General features: G+C 53.7%; 15 protein-coding genes. 10 read left to right on the forward strand and 5 right to left on the reverse strand.

Annotated elements, in window-relative coordinates; all coding sequences use genetic code 11:
- The first annotated feature begins 30 nt into the window (after nt 1–30).
- The gene (locus GM556_RS05565) at nt 31–984 is read left to right on the forward strand and encodes a DMT family transporter (RefSeq protein WP_155573607.1); all 954 of its coding nucleotides are present in this window, start codon (nt 31–33) and stop codon (nt 982–984) included.
- A 64-nt stretch (nt 985–1,048) separates the two neighbouring features.
- Here the strand turns inward: GM556_RS05565 and GM556_RS05570 are convergent, their stop codons facing one another.
- On the reverse strand, nt 1,049–1,501 hold the full coding sequence (locus GM556_RS05570; protein ID WP_099026792.1) for a GatB/YqeY domain-containing protein: 453 nt from the start codon (nt 1,499–1,501) through the stop codon (nt 1,049–1,051).
- Nucleotides 1,502–1,742: 241 nt separating this feature from the next.
- On the opposite strand from GM556_RS05570, the gene carA reads away from it, so the two are divergent.
- From carA to GM556_RS05595, 5 genes are all read left to right on the forward strand, one after another.
- Complete coding sequence (carA, locus tag GM556_RS05575) at nt 1,743–3,122, forward strand: glutamine-hydrolyzing carbamoyl-phosphate synthase small subunit (protein WP_155579530.1); 1,380 nt, start codon at nt 1,743–1,745, stop codon at nt 3,120–3,122.
- Nucleotides 3,123–3,125: 3 nt separating this feature from the next.
- Complete coding sequence (gene carB, locus GM556_RS05580) at nt 3,126–6,380, forward strand: carbamoyl-phosphate synthase large subunit (RefSeq protein WP_155579531.1); 3,255 nt, start codon at nt 3,126–3,128, stop codon at nt 6,378–6,380.
- Between the two features lie 139 nt (nt 6,381–6,519).
- Nucleotides 6,520–6,993: a transcription elongation factor GreA gene (gene greA / locus GM556_RS05585; protein ID WP_099026795.1), complete on the forward strand. Its 474-nt coding sequence runs from the start codon at nt 6,520–6,522 to the stop codon at nt 6,991–6,993.
- Complete coding sequence (locus GM556_RS05590) at nt 6,993–8,213, forward strand: threonine ammonia-lyase (protein ID WP_155579532.1); 1,221 nt, start codon at nt 6,993–6,995, stop codon at nt 8,211–8,213. The genes greA and GM556_RS05590 overlap by 1 nt, the downstream gene beginning before the upstream one ends.
- A 117-nt stretch (nt 8,214–8,330) precedes the next feature.
- Nucleotides 8,331–9,911 carry a sulfatase-like hydrolase/transferase gene (locus tag GM556_RS05595; RefSeq protein ID WP_155579533.1) on the forward strand — a complete coding sequence of 527 codons (1,581 nt, stop codon included), beginning with the start codon at nt 8,331–8,333 and terminating at the stop codon, nt 9,909–9,911.
- Nucleotides 9,912–9,931: 20 nt separating this feature from the next.
- On the opposite strand, the gene msrB is transcribed toward GM556_RS05595, so the two are convergent.
- On the reverse strand, nt 9,932–10,327 hold the full coding sequence (gene msrB / locus GM556_RS05600) for a peptide-methionine (R)-S-oxide reductase MsrB (RefSeq protein WP_155579599.1): 396 nt from the start codon (nt 10,325–10,327) through the stop codon (nt 9,932–9,934).
- Nucleotides 10,328–10,459: 132 nt separating this feature from the next.
- Between msrB and GM556_RS05605 the strand changes: the two genes are divergently transcribed.
- From GM556_RS05605 to GM556_RS05615, 3 genes are all read left to right on the forward strand, one after another.
- Nucleotides 10,460–11,710, forward strand: a complete 1,251-nt coding sequence (locus GM556_RS05605) for a murein hydrolase activator EnvC (RefSeq protein WP_155579534.1) — start codon at nt 10,460–10,462, stop codon at nt 11,708–11,710.
- 156 nt (nt 11,711–11,866) lie between these two features.
- On the forward strand, nt 11,867–13,387 hold the full coding sequence (locus GM556_RS05610; RefSeq protein WP_155579535.1) for a S41 family peptidase: 1,521 nt from the start codon (nt 11,867–11,869) through the stop codon (nt 13,385–13,387).
- A complete protein-coding gene (locus tag GM556_RS05615) occupies nt 13,380–13,877 on the forward strand; it encodes an RNA pyrophosphohydrolase (RefSeq protein ID WP_155579536.1) in 498 nt (165 codons plus the stop codon). Before GM556_RS05610 ends, GM556_RS05615 begins: the two co-directional genes overlap by 8 nt.
- Here GM556_RS05615 and GM556_RS05620 read toward each other — a convergent pair.
- From GM556_RS05620 to GM556_RS05630, 3 genes are read right to left on the reverse strand one after another with little or no spacing between them, the layout of a single operon-like run.
- Nucleotides 13,856–15,628: an ABC transporter ATP-binding protein gene (locus GM556_RS05620; RefSeq protein WP_230873304.1), complete on the reverse strand. Its 1,773-nt coding sequence runs from the start codon at nt 15,626–15,628 to the stop codon at nt 13,856–13,858. The two genes, GM556_RS05615 and GM556_RS05620, sit on opposite strands and share 22 nt — an antisense overlap.
- Before the next feature lie 21 nt (nt 15,629–15,649).
- Nucleotides 15,650–16,879, reverse strand: coding sequence for a CCA tRNA nucleotidyltransferase (locus GM556_RS05625; protein ID WP_155579537.1), 1,230 nt, complete (start codon nt 16,877–16,879; stop codon nt 15,650–15,652).
- The gene (locus GM556_RS05630; protein ID WP_155579538.1) at nt 16,870–17,481 is read right to left on the reverse strand and encodes a DUF1285 domain-containing protein; all 612 of its coding nucleotides are present in this window, start codon (nt 17,479–17,481) and stop codon (nt 16,870–16,872) included. The genes GM556_RS05625 and GM556_RS05630 overlap by 10 nt, the downstream gene beginning before the upstream one ends.
- Before the next feature lie 134 nt (nt 17,482–17,615).
- On the opposite strand from GM556_RS05630, the gene GM556_RS05635 reads away from it, so the two are divergent.
- Nucleotides 17,616–18,653: an AAA family ATPase gene (locus GM556_RS05635; RefSeq protein WP_196424776.1), complete on the forward strand. Its 1,038-nt coding sequence runs from the start codon at nt 17,616–17,618 to the stop codon at nt 18,651–18,653.
- Nucleotides 18,654–18,670: the final 17 nt, after the last annotated feature.

The following is an 18,670-nucleotide window of genomic DNA, read 5'->3' on the forward strand; positions in this document are numbered from 1 at the left end:
CACATATTAACAACATAACAACGAGCCTGCATGACACGGTCCATTCTCATTGGCACCGCCTATGGTGCCATGGCAGGAGCCTTCTGGGGTATTACCTTCCTTGCCCCGGAGCTTGTCGCTCCCTTCACGCCCTTCCAACTGGCAACATTACGTTATCTAACCTTCGGGATCGTCTCCCTGCTCATCCTGCTCCCACGGCTGGGTAAGCTGCTCCCTCACATTAACGGGGCGGCATTTCGGGCTCTTGTGCTGCTCGCGATACTCGGCAGCGTAGGCTATTACAGCATGATGGGTGTCGCCATTCAGCTTAGTGGCGTGGCAATGCCCTCTCTCATCATCGGCTTTATCCCTGTAACGGTAACATTAGCCGGTATCTGCCGCCATAATGCTGTAGTCACACTCCGCCAGCTTATCCCCTCCATCCTGCTCAGCACGGCGGGCATCCTCTGCATCTCATGGCAGAACTTCTTCATCGGCTCCGCCTTGCATCATACCGGCCCCCTCCTTCAAGCTGTCGGCTTGCTCATGGCTATTGGCTCCCTGCTAGGTTGGACGCTGTTTAATGTCATTAATTCCGACTGGCTGAAAAAACTTGAGCATATTACGAGTGATGAATGGAACTTACTGACCGGCGTGGTCGCTGGGGCACTCTCGCTCCTCATCCTTCTGCCTGCGGCCTTCTTCTGGCCTGCTCATTTACCGACAACAGGTTGGGTGCGCTTCTTCCTCATTTCCTGCGGTGTAGGATTGTTCTCCTCCACCATTGCCAATGCGTTCTGGAACCGCATGACCCATCTGCTCCCCCTCACCATGGTAGGGCAGATGATTCTTTTTGAGACATTATTCTCGCTCATCTATGGCTTCTTATGGGAGCAACGCCTGCCCACCCTGTGGGAGGCGGCGGCCTTCCTACTCTCTGTCAGCGGGGTTCTGGCATGCGTCCGGGCCCATAAAAACAACGAAGCGTCCCACTCCTACCACTGATAAACACACCCCCGCCCGCTATGAACGGACGGGGATGTAAAAATGCCTATAAAGGGCAAAGTTCTCAGCCTAAATGGGCCTTAACAAGGCCGCTGGCCCGGCCCGCATCCAAAGCCGCGCCGAAACGGCTTTTCAACACGCCCATAACCTTGCCCATATCCTTCATGCTTTGAGCATCTGTTGCCTTCACGGCCTCAACAATCGCAGCTTTGAGGGCATCTTCTGACAATTCAGCAGGGAGGTAAGAGCGAATCGTCTCAATTTCGGCTTCCTCCTTTGCGGCAAGTTCTGGGCGGTTGCCCTGATGATACATCGCTGCGGACTCCGTGCGTGTCTTAATCATAGAGCGCAACGCCAGAAGAATATCATCCTCGCTCACCTCGCCGCTTTTGGCACGAGCAGCAACATCGAGGTCCTTAATCTTGGCAGAAATGGCCCGAATCTGCGCCACACGCTCAGACTGGCCAGCCTTCATCGCGGCTTTGAGATCATCCATGATACGGGTACGAAGTGTCATGATGGTCCTCTCTTAATTATGAATTTCTAATCACCCAAAAGGGGTGTTAACTGGTATCAGTCTCGCTCTCTCCTGTCGATAAGAGCCATTTTGAAAGGCTTAGAGCTACATACGGGAAAAAACTTCCCAATATCACAATCGCCACCTCCTCATCTCCGCAATGGGAAAAAACTTCCCATTACGCTCCAACTCGCTTATGATAATGTCATAACGCACAAGGCATGTGCCGGAGTATCAACGCATGAACATCGATTCACTCATCACAAAAGCGGGCGGTGCGGCTGAAATTGCCCAGCTTACAGGTGTCACGACCGAGGCCGTGCGCAAATGGCGGCAAGCTGGTATGGTACCCACCAAGCATTGGCCTGCCCTGCTCCATGTGCCGGGGATCACCCTAGCCGACCTAAATGAGACCTCCGAGGAGACATCCGCCATGACCCATCCGACTGATGATACACCTCCAAAAGGGGCAACAGCCGTCCTCGTACTAGCAGATGGCTCCCATTTCTGGGGCCGTGGCTTTGGGGCTTTTAATGAGGGTGCCGTGGGGGAACTCTGCTTCTCCACTGGGATGACGGGGTATCAAGAAACATTGACGGACCCCTCCTTTGCCGGTCAAATCATCACCTTCACCTTCCCTCATATTGGTAATGTCGGCACGAATGGGGATGATGATGAAGCTCCTACCATGGCAGCCCTCGGCCTTGTGGTAAAGGAAGATGTTACCGCTCCGGCAAATTGGCGGTCCACTCAAGCGTTACAAGAGTGGTTAAAAGCCCATAAGCGCGCTGGCATTAGTGGGGTCGATACACGCGGTATTACACGGCTATTGCGGGATAAGGGGCCACAAAATGCCCTGCTCTTTTACCCAAAAGATGGCCAATTTGACCTCACCTCTCTCCGCAAAAAAGCCGCAGAATGGCCCGGCTTGGAGGGGATGGACCTTGTAAAGGAAGTCGCCCAACCCGCACGCAGCTGGACGAAAACCACATGGCACAATACCCGGCCAGAACGCGCCGTAAAACGCCGTGTCGTGGCTCTGGATTACGGCGCGAAGGATAACATCCTCCGCAGCCTCGTGGCCGCTGGTTGTGAGGTGCATGTCCTCCCCGGCACGGCCACGGGTGAGGAAATCCTGGCCTTAAAACCTGAAGGCGTCTTTCTCTCCAATGGTCCGGCAGACCCCGCCGCTACGGCTGTTTATGCTGTCCCGGCCATCCAAGCGGTGATGGAAGCTGATATTCCTGTCTTTGGGATTTGCTTAGGCCATCAGCTCCTCGCCCGTGCTTTGGGCGGGACGACTTATAAGCTAGAGCGTGGCCATCGTGGGGCTAATCAACCAGTTAAGGACCTCACAACAGGCCGGGTAGAAATCACCAGCCAGAATCACGGCTTCGCTGTGGATGAGAAATCCCTACCCGATACAGTGAAGGTGACGCATGTCAGCTTGTTTGATGGCTCTAATGAAGGGCTAGCCTCCACTGTGAAGGAAGCCTTCTCCGTCCAATATCACCCAGAGGCCAGCCCCGGCCCGACTGATAGTTTTTACCTCTTTGAGCGGTTTGTCGCTGTGATGGACCGCCGCGCCGCAGCCCGCACAACCAGCAAGGCAGGAGCCTGAACCATGCCCAAACGCACAGATATCCGCTCCATCCTCATCATTGGTGCTGGTCCGATTGTCATCGGGCAGGCTTGTGAGTTCGACTATTCCGGCGCGCAGGCCTGTAAGGCCCTCAAGGAGGAAGGCTATCGCGTCATCCTGCTAAACTCCAACCCCGCCACCATCATGACCGACCCCGGCTTGGCCGATGCGACTTACATCGAGCCCATCACGCCAGAGTTTGTTGAGCGCATCATCCTCAAAGAAAAGCCCGATGCCATCCTCCCCACTATGGGCGGCCAAACGGCCCTCAATGCGGCGATGGCGTTGGATAAATCCGGCTTCCTTACCAAGCATAAGGTGGAGCTGATTGGTGCGCGGGCTGATGTGATTGACCGTGCTGAGGACCGCCTAAAATTCCGTGAGGCCATGGATGCTATCGGGGTGGAAAGCCCCCGCAGTGCCATTGCCCACACGCTGGATGAGGCTCGTACGGCTCTGGAGCATATCGGCTTACCGGCCATCATTCGCCCCTCCTTCACCATGGGCGGCTCTGGCGGCGGGATTGCCTATAATCGTGAGGAATTCTCCCAAATTGTCGCGAGCGGTTTGGACGCCTCCCCTACCACTGAGGTACTGATTGAAGAATCCGTCATCGGGTGGAAAGAATATGAGATGGAGGTCGTCCGTGACGTAGCCGATAACTGCATCATCGTCTGCTCCATCGAGAATATCGACCCGATGGGCGTCCATACGGGGGATTCCATCACCGTTGCCCCAGCTATGACGCTGACGGATAAAGAATATCAACGCATGCGTGATGTCTCCATCGCCTGCTTGCGGGCCATTGGGGTGGAGACGGGTGGCTCTAATGTGCAGTTCGGCGTGAACCCGAAAGATGGCCGCATGGTCGTCATTGAGATGAACCCCCGTGTATCGCGCTCCTCTGCTCTGGCTTCTAAAGCCACCGGCTTCCCGATTGCTAAAATCGCAGCCAAACTTGCCGTTGGCTATACGCTTGATGAGTTAACAAACGACATCACCGGCACCATCCCCGCCAGCTTCGAGCCGACCATCGATTATGTCGTCACGAAGATTCCGCGCTTCACCTTCGAGAAGTTCCCCAGCACGCCAGCCCTACTCTCCACCTCTATGAAGTCCGTTGGGGAAGCCATGGCTGTGGGCCGTAGCTTTGCAGAATCCCTCCAAAAAGGTCTGCGCTCTATGGAGACAGGCCTAACAGGTCTCGACCCTGTGGAAGCCCCCGGTGATGGCTCTCCAGATGCTTACCGCGCTGCTCTCTCCGAGCCGCGGCCGGAGCGCATCCTCATGGCAGCGCAGGCCTTCCGGGCTGGGCTTTCGTTAGAGGATATTCAAAAGGCGTGCCATTTTGAGCCATGGTTCCTCCGCCAGCTAGAGGCCATCATCGCAACGGAACGTGACATCGAAGCAAACGGCTTGCCACAAGAGGCCATCGCCCTACGGCAGGTCAAAGCGCAAGGCTTCTCCGACCGGCAACTTGCACGCCTCAGCGGCAAAAGCGTAGAGGATGTTACCGCCCTGCGCAGCAAGCTCGGCGTGTTGCCCGTTTATCGGCGGATTGACACCTGCGCGGCGGAGTTCTCCTCCGACACGCCTTATCTATACTCCACCTATGAAGGCGGCTTCGGCACGCCAGAATGCGAAAGCCGCCCAACTGACAAAAAGAAGATTGTCATCCTCGGTGGTGGCCCCAACCGTATTGGGCAGGGTATTGAGTTCGACTATTGCTGCGTCCATGCCGCTTACGCCCTGCGGGAAGCTGGCTTTGAGACCATCATGGTCAACTGCAACCCGGAGACTGTCTCCACCGATTACGATACGTCCGACCGCCTCTATTTCGAGCCACTGACGGCTGAAGATGTCATCAGCCTTGTAAAAACGGAAATGACGAACGGCACCGTTCTGGGCTGCATCGTGCAATATGGGGGGCAGACCCCCCTTAAACTCTCCCGCGCGTTGGAGAAAGCCGGCATCACCCTCCTCGGTACTCCCGCAGATGCGATTGACCGGGCCGAGGACCGGGAACGCTTCCAAGCTATGCTCCGCAAGCTGGGCCTACGCCAGCCGCGCAACGGCATCGCCCGCAATCCTGATGAAGCTTTGAAGATTGCTGAGGAGGTCGGCTATCCCGTCGTGGCGCGTCCATCTTATGTATTAGGTGGCCGTGCGATGGAGATTGTTTATGACAAGGCAGGCCTCTCCCATTATCTCAACACCGTGCTACGCGCTGCGGGCGAGGAGGTCGCTACGGGGCCCGTCCTGTTAGACCATTACCTCAATGACGCCATCGAAGCTGATGTGGACTGCATTGCCGATGGGCAAGATGTTTATGTCGCCGGGGTGATGGAGCATATTGAGGAAGCCGGGATTCATTCCGGTGATTCTGCCTGCTCATTGCCGCCCTATACCCTCTCCCCCGCTCTCGTCACCGAGTTGCGAGAACAAACTGAAGCCATGGCGCGCGAGCTCGGCATCCGTGGGCTGATGAATGTGCAATTCGCCATCAAGGATGATGAAGTCTTTGTGCTAGAGGTCAATCCGCGCGCCTCCCGTACCGTGCCCTTCGTGGCTAAGGCCACAGGTGTGCCTGTCGCTAAGATTGGTGCGCGCATCATGGCTGGGGCAAAATTAGCCGACTTCCCGCTTGAGGGCCGCTCCGTCGCCCCGCATGTTGCGGTGAAAGAAGCTGTGTTCCCCTTCAGCCGCTTCTCTGGGGTTGATACCATCCTTGGGCCAGAGATGCGCTCTACGGGGGAGGTCATGGGGCTGGATGCTAACTTCGAGATGGCCTTTGCTAAAGCACAGCTTGCCGCTGGGGTAAATCTCCCACGGGAGGGGGCGGTGTTCCTCTCCGTACGGGAGAGTGATAAAGCCCATGTGCAGCCGCTTGCGCGTAAATTGGTGGAGATGGGCTTTACCATCCTTGCCACACGCGGCACGGCAGACCGCTTAAAAGAGGCTGGTATCCCCGTTACACAGGTTAATAAAGTGTTGGAGGGCCGCCCTCATTGTGTGGATGCCATCCACTCTAACGAGGTGCAGATGGTCATCAATACCGCACAAGGTGGGCAATCCGTGCGCGATAGCTTCGACATCCGCCGCTCGGCTTTGACGATGAACATCCCCCACTACACCACCATCGCGGGGGCGCGAGCAGCAACCTATGCTATTTCCGTCCTAAAACAGAAGGAAGCTGATGTAGCCCCGCTGCAATCTTACTTCCATAGCAGCTTTTAATCGCAAGAGAAGGCTTGCAGCACGCCCGCCCTGCTGTTTATCCTACCTCTTACAGCGTACACCGCCCCTTTCCTCCCGCGTGATGGAAGGGGCGGTGTGCCATTCATTGTAAATTGACCCTAATGTGAGGATACCCTCCGTGCAGAAAAGCCCTATGACCGCCCAAGGATTAAAACGCCTTGAGGATGAATTACGCCAATTAAAATCTGAAGAACGCCCCGCTGTCATTCGTGCCATTGCTGAGGCTCGCTCTCATGGCGACCTCTCCGAAAATGCCGAGTATCATGCCGCGCGCGAGCGTCAATCCTTTATCGAAGGCCGGGTGTTGGAGCTAGAGAGCCTCATCTCCACCGCAGAAGTGATCGACCCATCCACCCTCTCTGGTGACCGCATCCAGTTCGGTGCCACAGTAGAGCTTGTGGATGAGGAAACCGACCAAGAAAAAACCTATCAAATTGTCGGTGCTCACGAAGCTGACATTAAGCAGAACCGTATTTCTATCTCCTCCCCCCTTGCCAAAGCCCTCATTGGGAAGGAAGTTGGGGAGAGCGTCTCCGTCCCCGCACCGGGGGGTGACCGCACTTACGAAGTTTTGAAAGTGACGTATAAATAATGCCGGACCCTGCTTCTCATCCCAGCCTCAGCTTTACTGACGTCCAAGACGCCCAAAAGCGCATTGCCAGCACCATTGCTCGTACCCCCACCATTAGCAATGTGGCACTCTCCCGGCTGACAGAAGCAGAGATTATTATCAAGCTAGAGAACCTCCAAGCCATTGGCTCCTTTAAAGAGCGCGGGGCCGCAAACCGCATGGCCCTCCTCACCAAGGAAGAGCGCAAGCACGGGGTTATCACCGTCTCGGCAGGTAATCATGCTCAGGGTGTGGGGCGGCAAGCCAGCTTGCTTGGCATCCAAGCAACCATTGTGATGCCGCGCTTCACCCCTGCCACAAAAGTCGCCGCCACAAAAAGTTGGGGCGCACGCGTTGTATTAGCCGGTGATAATTTTGATGAAGCCGTACAAACGGCAGAAAAAATTCGCCACGAAGAAGGCCAAACGCTCGTCCATCCCTTCAATGACCCTGCCGTCATCGCAGGGCAAGGCACCTGCGCTTTGGAGATGATTGAGGACGCCCCTCCGCTTGATGCTATTGTCGTGCCTATTGGTGGTGGTGGCCTCATGGCAGGCTTTGTCACCGTACTCAAGCAACTCAGCCCCAACACCAAGCTTTATGGCGTACAGGTAGAGGGATATTCCCCCCTTGGGGCCTACCCTGCCCCGCTGCGCTCTGTCCCCGGTGGCCCGACCATTGCAGAAGGGATCGCTGTTGTGCAGCCGGGCAACCATTGTTTGGATGTCATCGGCAAACATATTGATGGCGTATTTGTTGTTAATGAGCTCCAAGTAGAAGGGGCCATCACCACCCTTGCCGAAAAAGCCCGCCAAGTGGGCGAAGGGGCTGGCGCGGCTCCCCTCGCTGCGATTTTAGCCCATCATGACCTCTTTAAAGGCAAACGGGTCGGCTTCCCCATCTCTGGTGGGAACATCAATGCCCGTATTCTTGCCCATGTCATCCTCCGCTCCCTCCTGCGGGAAGGGCGCATCCTGCGGCTTATCTTCCAAATCCCCGACCGTCCCGGCCTCCTTGCCGCTATCTCCGAGAAGATTGGCAGCTATGGCGGCAACATCATTGAGGTCTCCCACCATCGCCTCTTTGCTGCTCCTTCTGTGCAGACAGCGGAGCTCGTTGTGATGATTGAAGCCCGGGATACAGAACATGCTCTCGAGATTGAGCGTGAACTCTCCCGCCATTATCATGTGGAGCGGGATTAATAGTTTTTTCCTTGGAGAACTTACATTTAAAATAATTTTCTCTATTAAATTAAAAAACTCTTCCCGTGACCCGAAAAAACGTCTATCTCCTGAGCGTAATTCTTCGTAGAGGCCATTATGTATTCCATTTTAAAGAACAATAAGTACGCTATTCTCTCATTTGTTATTTTTATTCTTTTTATTCGCCTAAATATATATCTTATCCACTTTGAAAGGGGAGATGTCTACATTAATTTAAAAATTGTAATAGGGGCTTTATTTTTTCTGTATTTATTGATGAATTCTCCTAAAATCATTGCTGTTTTATTTGTACCATTTATATTGTCATTCTCACTGTTTGAATTTTATTTATCCGTTAAATATGAATCTATTACACCAACCATGCTCCAAGCAATTGGTGGTACTAATAAGCATGAGGCCCTCTCTATGCTTGCGTCTAATGGTATTATCCTTCCTATAATTCTCGTTGGTTTCTTTCTCCTCTCAATATTTATAACCTATAAATGTGCTCGTTTTAGAATATTCCCCTTTTTTATTAGTGCCCTTATTGTAATCTGGACGGCACATACTGTCTGGGTTCAAGGGAACTACGTAGCACCAGAGAGACAACGTAGCAATTTAGGCGAACGGGGGCATTTTCTACGGCGTTTCTTACCGGGTGTCCCCGGAGATATGATTTATATAGCGACTATCTTTTTTAATAACGACAACAAACCTGTTGTCCCACATCTTAAAAGCAATTCTGCAATTACCGGGGACCTTCCTCAGAAAGAAAAAAACATTATTCTCGTTATTGGAGAATCTGCTTTTGCCAATCGTCATAGTACCTATGGCTATACGCCCCATCCTACGACACCGTACATGAAAACCTTGTTAGACGAGGGACATCTCTGTGCAATACTCAATGCACATTCCGGAGCGAATGTAACGCGTCTTTCTGTCCCCATGCTTTTGTCTTTTTACGAACCCAATAAACAGCAAAATCTATATGATGAGAAAAATCTTATCGAGCTTGCTCGCGACCACGGTTACCAAACCTCTTGGATCTCATCCCAAGAAGGTATGGGAGAATATGCACGAACATTTGGCTACATATCAGAATATAGTAACTTTCTCGTACGCGCAGACTATCGTGCCAAAGAGTATCATGTAAATTGGCATGATGAAACTCTAATCCCTGTAATAACAAAACAATTTTCTACATCAAATCCATATAACTTCTTTATTATTCATATTATGGGGAGTCACCAAAATTATAGTGACTATGTCTCAAAGGAAGATATTGAGGCTCTACCCAAAGCCGATCCTTACGATCAATCTCTTCATAGAACCGACCGCATCCTTCATCAGATCGTACAGCTAGCTGATGCAAAATTAAAAGACTACACTCTACTCTATATATCTGACCACGGGGAAATTGTGAATCAAGGAGCTGAAGGGCATGGTGTACAATATGGCGGTAAGGACCAATATAAAATACCTTTTTATATAAAGTCGAACACCGATCATTACTGCCAACAAGCTGAAGCTATGAGAAACTCACGCGGACAATATTCCTCTATTATGACGAAATTCCTCATCTTAGAAATGCTCGGTTACAAAATAAAAGAAGACACCTTAAAAAGTTACTATAATCACGATGAAGTCCTACATTCTGATGGTGTTGTTTATGACTACGACCACTTGCCTCATAAGTAATACCTCAAGACTTCTCCTTCCTATTCTGACACAAAATGTAGGGCTAAGCCGTTTGTGCAATAACGTAATCCCGTTGGTTGGGGGCCATCGGGAAAAACATGGCCGAGATGACCATGACAGCCCGTGCAATAAATCTCGACCCGCTGCATCCCTAGGCTAGAATCGCTTCGTTCCCCCACGGCACCAGGTTCTGCGTGGAAGAAGGAGGGCCAACCAGAGCCGCTCTCATATTTTGTGTTCGCGTTAAATAGCCGAGCCCCACAGGCGGCACATTCATAATGTCCGGGGCGTTTTTCATCATTCAACGGGCTGGAGCCGGGAGGCTCGGTGCCGCGCTCATGCAAAATATGCTTCTGCGCCTCACTTAACGGGCCACAACCACAATGATGAGCCGAAGTCTTGTTATGCTCTTTCATAATCTCATTCCCCCATACTCTGGACAGACCAGCCCGCCTCCGCCAGATTAGGGCTATCTGCTCCACAATCACCGGCATGATGTCATAACGCATTCTTACTTTTACAAGCCCTATGATAAACTCCGCAGAGCTATGCTCTTAAAATACATCTCCCGTTTCTGGCTGGTTGGCTTCGCGGCAATCATAATGTGCTGTCCCTTCCATGCAGCCGCCTCCAAGGCAGTGCGGGCCTCCACCAGCGCGATACAAACTAAACGCCAAGCTTTGCAGCAGCTTCTTGCCCGTAAGGCACGCCTCCTCCAACAAGAGGAGGACAATACCCGCAAAGCCGAAACCCAAGCGCATTTAACAGCCCATCAACTGGCCCAACTCCGCCAAAAACAAGCTCTCCTAGCCCATCAACATGCCCGTGTGGAGGCTCGTTTAGCAGCCCTCTCGCAACAGCTGGCTCAACTCACATCGGGAGAGACGCATATCCAAGCCCAAGAACATGCCATTTTAGCCGATGAAGCCACACGCCTGCCCGCATTACGACAGCTTGATACAACGCCCGAACTCGCTTTGCTTATGCCTACAGATGGCCCAGCAGATAACCCCGCCCTCCCTTTCGCGCTTCTCACGCTGCGTCAACAGCAAAACCAAGAGGCCATGACCCATGCCCTCCAACAAGAAGCGCAACTTCATGACCAACAAAAAACATTAACCACCCAAAGCCGCACCATGGCCGTGCAGGAAGGCCGCCTCCAAACCCGCCAAACTCTGGCAGAAAATCGCACCCAACATGCTGAAAAACTTTCAGAGCAAGCCCAACAAGCTCTCCTGCGCCAACAAGCCCTCCTCACACAAGCACGCCAAAGTACGGAGGCCCTTACAGCCATCATCACAAAATTAGCCCAACAAGAGGCCAACACACGCCGCCGTTTAAAAGCGGAGAAACAGCATTTCCATAAGCTGCATCAACATCATGAAGAACAAATGGTGGATGAACAAACCCGCACCCTATCCAACCCCGGTAAAGGCTTGCAGCACGGGGCCGCTCATGCCCCTGTTCAAGGCCGCATCGTCACCCAATGGGCCCAACCAACCGAGGCTGGCCCTGCAACAGGCTTAACCTATCAAACTGCCCCCTCTGCCCCAGTTATAGCCCCCTGCACAGGGCAGATGCTCTTTACAGGGGCGTTCCGCTCCTTTGGACCGATGGTGATTTTAGATTGTGGGCAAAAACAACGGCTTGTCCTCGCAGGGTTAGGGACAATCGCCCTCCATACAGGGCAGGCCGTACAGCAAGGTGCGCTTATTGGGCATATGCCTACACAACATCCTTTGTTATTTGTCCAACTCCGCCATGGGACGAAGCTCATCAACCCAGCAGCGTTTTTCTAAAGACGGTAACCCTCCTGTAACGGAAGCCCCTCTTGGGAGTTTCACCATAACGCAAAACACTGTAAGGTTATTAACACTCTCTTCGGGCGTAGCACCCTTACACTGCGACGTCCCAACATGATGGTTACGTTACGACTTAAAAGGAATAGACCGACCATGAACTTCCGTGCTGGCCTTATGCTAGGTCTTGCCTGTTCGACAATAGGTGTTGCCTCTGGCGTGTTTCTTGCCAGCCGTCCAGCCCTACTTCCCCCTGCATGGGCGGAAGATAGTGCCCATAAAGACGCCTCCAACGCCGCGAGTAACAGCGATTCCAACAATGCTGAGACAGTCCGTATGCTGACCTTACTCGGCACGGTGATGGATATTGCTCATTCCGAATATGTCACCCCTTTGCCGAATAAGAAGCTCATCCGCAATGCCATTGATGGGATGATTAGCAACCTCGACCCTCACTCCTCCTACATGGATGCACAGCAGCTTAAAGACATGCAGGATGAGATGTCCGGTCAATTTGGCGGCCTCGGCTTGCAAGTCCAAGGGGATGCGGGGCATGTACGCGTTGTCTCCCCCATTGATGATACACCTGCAGCACGGGCGGGGATTCAATCAGGCGATGTTATCACCATGGTGGATAATAAAAGCATTGCCGACCTCACTTTAGACCAAGCCGTCCGCAAGATGCGCGGTAAACCGGGGACACAAATTATCCTCACCATCTTGCGCCCCAAAACGGGCAAAGTGCAGACCATCACCCTTAAGCGAGAGATTATTCATGTCCAGATTGTCCGCTCTGCTCTTTATGGGCGCGTGGGCTATATCCGCTTGAGTGAGTTTGATGATGATGCGGAAAAAGAGCTCCATAAAGCCTATGTAAAGCTCGTACAATCCGTTGCTAAAACACCCGGTAAAACACTAAGCGGGCTGATTTTAGACCTCCGCTCCGACCCCGGTGGGAAGCTCGACCAAGCTATTGCCGTCTCCCGCGATTTTGTGAAAGATGGGGAGATTGTCTCCATCCGTGGCCGCCATCCAGAGGGGAACCAGCATTGGGATGGTGTGGGTAAAGATATTACCCACGGCTTGCCGATTATCGTCCTCACCAATGCAGGCTCAGCCTCAGCCAGTGAGATTGTCTCTGGGGCGTTAAAAGACCATCATCGTGGGATGATCATGGGGGAGCGCACCTTTGGGAAGGGCTCCGTCCAAACCATCATCCCTATTGCCGACCAAGGGGCCATCCGCCTGACAACAGCGCGTTATTACACACCCTCTGGCCGCTCGATTCAGGGGTTGGGCATTACGCCAGATATCCCCGTTTTAGCCAGCCGGGATGATGATACGCTATTCACCTTCCATGAGGCAGACCTCGCCCATACCATCACCAACACAGATGGCAAATTACCCAAAGAGACCCCCCGTACGGACCTCCCCGCCCTTGCGAAGACAGTCGAACGACTGCCCCCCGCAAAATGGCCGAGTTTTGACCCCACAAAACCGGAGACGGACTTCCAGCTTCAGCAAGCCCTACATCTCCTCAATGCGATGGCTGGCGGGGCCGATGCCGCCCATGAGGCTAGCTTGCTAGCCCACCCGCAAGTGCCTGCTCAAGCGCATGAGGCCACATCAACGGCTAAAAATGACGCTGCCAAACCGGGGAAAGAGCATCATGATTAACAGAGACGCCCTCGCTTATCGGCCTAATGTCGGCATTATCCTTTTTAACGATAAGGGCGAGATTTTTATGGGCCGCCGCGCTGACCTTGCGGAGGGGATTTGGCAATTCCCCCAAGGGGGGATTGATGAAGGGGAAAGCCCCGAGACAGCCGTTTGGCGCGAAATGAAAGAGGAAATCGGCACGAATAAGGCCGTTATGCTTGGCAAACGGGATGGTTGGCTCCTCTACGACCTTCCCGACCATCTCATCGGTAAAGCCCTTGGCGGGCAATATCGGGGGCAAAAGCAGCAATGGTTCCTATTCCGCTTTACCGGGCAAGACAGCGACATCAAGCTTGATACATTTGATGAGGTCGAGTTCACCACATGGCGATGGGTGCCCCCACAGGATATTCTAGGCGGCCAGTATAATTTGGGCTTTAAAAAAGAGGTTTATGAGCGTCTCTTACCCGATGTACTTGCCCTTTATCAGGCATCTTCTAACATTTGAGCCTTCACAAGCCGAGCATAAAGTCCGGCTTGAGCCATAAGCTGGGTATGTGTTCCCTGCTCTATGATGCGGCCTTGGTCCATCACCACGATAAGATCCGCCGTTTGCACGGTAGAGAGACGATGAGCCACCATCACCGTTGTGCGCCCCTGCCGAAGCTGAGCTAAAGCGTGTTGCACGCGGGCCTCATTCTCGGAATCCAGCGCGCTTGTGGCTTCGTCCAGCAAAAGCAAGCGCGGATTACGCAGCAAAGCCCGTGCCAGCATGATACGTTGCCGCTGCCCACCAGAGAGCCTCAACCCACCGGGGCCGATGACCGTCTCTAACCCTTGGGGAAGCTGGTGCACAAAATCCAACGCGTCTATTTGGCAAAGCGCATCAAGCTCCGCTTTTGTAGCAGACGGGCGGCCGATATAGATGTTCTCCCGCACACTCATATCAAATAAGGATGTCTCTTGGCTGACATAGGCCACATGGTCCCGCAAGCTAGCCAAAGTTAAGCCGCGTATATCCACACCCTCTAGGGTGATAGCCCCTTCTGTGACATCAAATAACCGCGGGATAAGGGCCAACATGGTGGACTTCCCCGCCCCGCTTGGCCCTACAAGAGCTACGCTTTGACCCGGTTGAATCTCTAACGTGATATGCTGCACCCCGTAATGACCATCAGCATAACGATAGGCTACATCTTTAAAAATGAGATGCCCCGGCCCCTCTGGTAACATACGCGCATGGGGGGCATCGCTTATCTTGATAGGCTCATCTAACACGGCAAAAATACGCCCTAACCCCGCTAATCCCTCCTGCATGGAGGTATTGAGCGACCCTAACGCCCGCAAAGGACGAGACGCAGCGAATAACGCCGCGATAAAGGCTGTAAAATCGCCCAAACTGGCCCCACCCATAGCCGCACGCCAGCCCGCAAAACCCAGCACGAAGGCAATCGCCACCCCGCCAATAACCTCCAACATCGGGTCCAGACGCGCCCGATAACACGCAATATGCAGGAATGTATCATGCAGCCGGTCCAAGGCTTTGCCGATACGGCGATGCTCATGCCCCTCCATCCGATAAATACGGATTTGCCGCGCCAGAGAGAGGCTCTCTGTCAAAAGGGCAGCAGCATCCCCCACTTGCTCTTGCATCCCCCCAGAGGCACGCCGCACGCGCCGGCCTAATTTCTGCACTGGGATAATCGCCAGCGGATAGAGGATAACAGCGATAACGCTCAACTCCCAATCCGTCCAAATCATCGAGGCAACAAGCCCGATGATGGTCACCACATCCCCCAACGCATTGACCGAGCGTGTTAAGGCTTCCCGCATGGCCAAAGCATCTGTTGTAAAACGTGCTGCCCAACGGGCGGGGGCGTCTTGCTCTATCTGTGCAATATCGGCCCCCAGAACATGGGTAAACATCCGCTCCTGCAACCGCCGCACAATCTGCAACACTAATGTTTGCACACATACATTCTGCCCATATTGAGCAAGAGCCTTCGCCCCCGTAACCACCACCACCAAAAGAGGGATTTGGTAGAGAATACGGCGATCATGCGCGGTGAACATGTCAATCGCCTTTTTGATGACGAGCGGATAAGCCGCTGTCAGCAAGGCCATAGCAAGGGTCAACACCAACACCGCTAAAAGCTGGAGTTTATTATGAGCAATATCCTCCCGCCATAATCGCCGCATGAGAGAGAGGCTGGCCTCGCGTGCTTTAGGGTCAGGCTGTTTGGCGGTGGGATGTGTCATGCCCCCGTCTTAGCAGGCTCTTTAACAAGGGGGAAGTTGCGCCAAAAGCCACGCCCGACAAGCCGCCCCATCTGCTCGGCAGCCTTGCTCCAACCACCATTGTTGCACGCGCTTTAACCACCGCCCCATCTCCGGCCCCGGCTTTACACCTAGAGCCATCATATCCCGCCCTGCGAGGGGGAAAACCGGTTGGGCCATCTCTGCCAGACGATGGCGCAACATGCTCCATTCAGCATCAGGGCGGCCTAATTGGCGGGCCTGTATCAGCCAGCTGCGCCCTAACAAAATAGGCAACTCTTGTACAAACCGCACCCGCCTTAGCGCATCATCATCCATTGTGACCGCTAAAGACGGCTCTGGCCGTGCAAAAGCGGCTAAAAGGGCGCGATTATCATTAGAGAGCTTTAAATGCGCCCCAATATCATCAAAACCCTGCCCATCACCCCCACCGGGGGGATACAACACAGCTAAGCGATGCAATGGCTCGGCCGGGTCCTTGCACGCTAATAACCGCTCTAAAGCCGAAAGCGGCGCATGATGAGGCAATAAAACAGCAAGGCTGCCTGTTTGTTCCATTAACTTCATCGTGCGCAAGAGCTGTGGCCCTGCAAGAATCTTCAATAATTCCATCGCCACACGCTCGATGGAAAGACGGGTCATCCTCTCCCTAAGCTGCGTGATGGCCTGACAGGCTTCCTCATCTGGCGTGCCTTGCCCATAACGCGCAAAAAAGCGGAAGAAGCGTAAGCACCGTAGAGCATCTTCCTCAATACGTTGTGCTGCCCGCCCTACAAAACGCACCCGCCCCGCGCGTAAATCCTCTTCCCCGCCGAAATAATCGTAAAGCCTGCCTTCTTGGTCCAACGATAACGCATTGATGGTAAAGTCACGCCGTTGGGCATCCTCTTGCCAATCATCCGTCCATGCCACAACAGCATGACGGCCATCCGTGCTGACATCCCGCCGCAAGGTGGTCACCTCATAAGGCCGGTGATTTATCACCGCTGTGATGGTCCCATGCTCCAACCCTGTGGGAATGACCTTCGCCCCAGCCGCCTCTAGCCTCTGTTGCGCCTCCTCTGGCGGTAAAGGGCTGGCGAGGTCGAGGTCATGCACATTATGACCGCACAGCACATCCCGCACACAGCCCCCCACAAGCCGTGTTTGTGGTATAGCCGCCCAAATACGCTCTAACCCCTCATAACCGGGAAGTTTTTCAACAGCCTCTTTTAGGGACGTACTCACCCACATACCCCCTCAGCCTCGGCACATCCTTCCTCCGGCAAGCGTGAGAGGGGGAAGAACATGCCCCGGCTCCACACCCCTAAGCACGGCTCCCCCGCTACACAACCAGGTACGGCAAGTGCAGCAAGCTCGAACAACACAGCCCGGCTAATACGCGCCATGATAGGCTGCCCGCCTGTCCCTGCACGCATATGAATATAGGGAACGGTCGCTACATCTGCGGGGCGGTCCCACTCACACAGCAAAGGATGATCCTCTCCTATACAAAAGACCTCATCCAAATTTGTCCGTAAGCAAAGCGTTTGGTCACGTTGGGAGCAGCCCTTAAAATCCAACTCCACCGCGAGGAAGGGAACATCCTCCACCCCAATGATTCCGGCTTCAGTTGGTGTTTGGAGCCAATAGCGACCTTGCTGGTCACGATCCAAACAAGAAGCAAACAAGCATAACATAGCCTTACGGCGAATAGGCGTCCCCCGATATAACCACGTTCCATCGCGCTGAATATGAAAGGGCAAATGCGGCAGAGCAGCCTCGTCATCACATAATGCAACGTCATCTAGCCCTATGGGAGAGGGGGCTAAGGTCTCATAAGGCTCGATGCTCATAACATCCTCGCTACTTTCCTGCGATGGTCCGTTTTAAAGGAACCATTTACATGATAGCTTGGGCTATCCACCCCAAAGTTGGGGATGAACTTGGCCTGTTAAAACCCCCTAGCCTGCGTTTCTAAAACAGAATCATGACTCAACATTCCTCCTCGGCACCCCAGCCTGCCTCTCAAGAAGACCTCTCCCATCATGAAGACACTATGCGCCATTTTGATGCTCTCTCCCCCCGGCTAAAAGCCCTACAGCAAGAAATTGGCCGAATCGTCCTCGGGCAGGAGGCCGTCATCGACCATGTCCTCACAACCCTTTTAGGGGCAGGTCATGCCTTGTTATTGGGGGCACCGGGCCTTGGGAAAACACTGCTTGTCACCACTTGTGCGCGGGTTATAGGCCTTGGTGATAGCCGCATCCAATTTACGCCAGACCTCATGCCCTCGGACATCACCGGGGCTGAGATTCTTGAGCAAGATGAAAATGGACAACGGCATTTCCGCTTCCTCCCCGGCCCGCTATTTGGCCAATTAGTCCTTGCTGATGAGATTAACCGCGCCAGCCCACGCACACAATCTGCCCTCCTCCAAGCTATGGCAGAAGGGCACGTCACCCAAGGGGGCAAGACATGGGCCTTACCAAAGCCTTTCCATGTGCTTGCTACACAAAATCCCATTGAGCAAGAAGGCACCTACCCCCTGCCAGAAGCGCAGCTCGACCGGTTTATGATGCGTATCCCCCTCACCTTCCCCACGCGGGAAGCTGAGCGTCATATGCTCCTCCAAACAACTGGCGCAACACATAAAACTGCCGAGAGTCTTTTCTCTGCCTCAGAGCTCATCACCGCTCAAAAATTGGTCCGTACCCTCCCTGTTGGAGAGACCATCCTAGACGCCATCCTCACCCTTGTGCGCAGCCTCCGCCCCCAAGATGAGACCGCCAGTAAGGAGGTCCGCCATGCGCTTGATTACGGCCCCGGCCCCCGTGCCGCACAGGCTTTGATGATTGCAACACGCGCCCGGGCTATGCTGCATGGTCGCTTAGCCCCCTCTATGGAGGACCTCCACCATGTGGCAGAGCCAAGCCTCGCCCATCGTCTTGGCATAAGCTTTACCGCCCAAACACAGGGCATAACGGCTGAAAGCCTGATTGCCGACCAGCTAAAACGCCTCCGCTAGGCCATCATTTGGCGGTT

Origin of the sequence: Bombella sp. ESL0378 (assembly GCF_009725845.1) — a bacterium.
Classification (GTDB): Bacteria; Pseudomonadota; Alphaproteobacteria; order Acetobacterales; family Acetobacteraceae; genus Bombella; species Bombella pollinis.

Bases quoted from the DNA above. Each gene is read 5' to 3' on its own strand.
- GM556_RS05565 (WP_155573607.1), top strand. From the start codon at position 31: ATGACACGGTCCATTCTCATTGGCACCGCCTATGGTGCCATGGCAGGA.
- GM556_RS05570 (WP_099026792.1), bottom strand. From the start codon at position 1,501: ATGACACTTCGTACCCGTATCATGGATGATCTCAAAGCCGCGATGAAG.
- carA (WP_155579530.1), top strand. From the start codon at position 1,743: ATGAACATCGATTCACTCATCACAAAAGCGGGCGGTGCGGCTGAAATT.
- carB (WP_155579531.1), top strand. From the start codon at position 3,126: ATGCCCAAACGCACAGATATCCGCTCCATCCTCATCATTGGTGCTGGT.
- GM556_RS05590 (WP_155579532.1), top strand. From the start codon at position 6,993: ATGCCGGACCCTGCTTCTCATCCCAGCCTCAGCTTTACTGACGTCCAA.
- GM556_RS05595 (WP_155579533.1), top strand. From the start codon at position 8,331: ATGTATTCCATTTTAAAGAACAATAAGTACGCTATTCTCTCATTTGTT.
- msrB (WP_155579599.1), bottom strand. From the start codon at position 10,327: ATGAAAGAGCATAACAAGACTTCGGCTCATCATTGTGGTTGTGGCCCG.
- GM556_RS05605 (WP_155579534.1), top strand. From the start codon at position 10,460: ATGCTCTTAAAATACATCTCCCGTTTCTGGCTGGTTGGCTTCGCGGCA.
- GM556_RS05610 (WP_155579535.1), top strand. From the start codon at position 11,867: ATGAACTTCCGTGCTGGCCTTATGCTAGGTCTTGCCTGTTCGACAATA.
- GM556_RS05615 (WP_155579536.1), top strand. From the start codon at position 13,380: ATGATTAACAGAGACGCCCTCGCTTATCGGCCTAATGTCGGCATTATC.
- GM556_RS05620 (WP_230873304.1), bottom strand. From the start codon at position 15,628: ATGACACATCCCACCGCCAAACAGCCTGACCCTAAAGCACGCGAGGCC.
- GM556_RS05625 (WP_155579537.1), bottom strand. From the start codon at position 16,879: ATGTGGGTGAGTACGTCCCTAAAAGAGGCTGTTGAAAAACTTCCCGGT.
- GM556_RS05630 (WP_155579538.1), bottom strand. From the start codon at position 17,481: ATGAGCATCGAGCCTTATGAGACCTTAGCCCCCTCTCCCATAGGGCTA.
- GM556_RS05635 (WP_196424776.1), top strand. From the start codon at position 17,616: ATGACTCAACATTCCTCCTCGGCACCCCAGCCTGCCTCTCAAGAAGAC.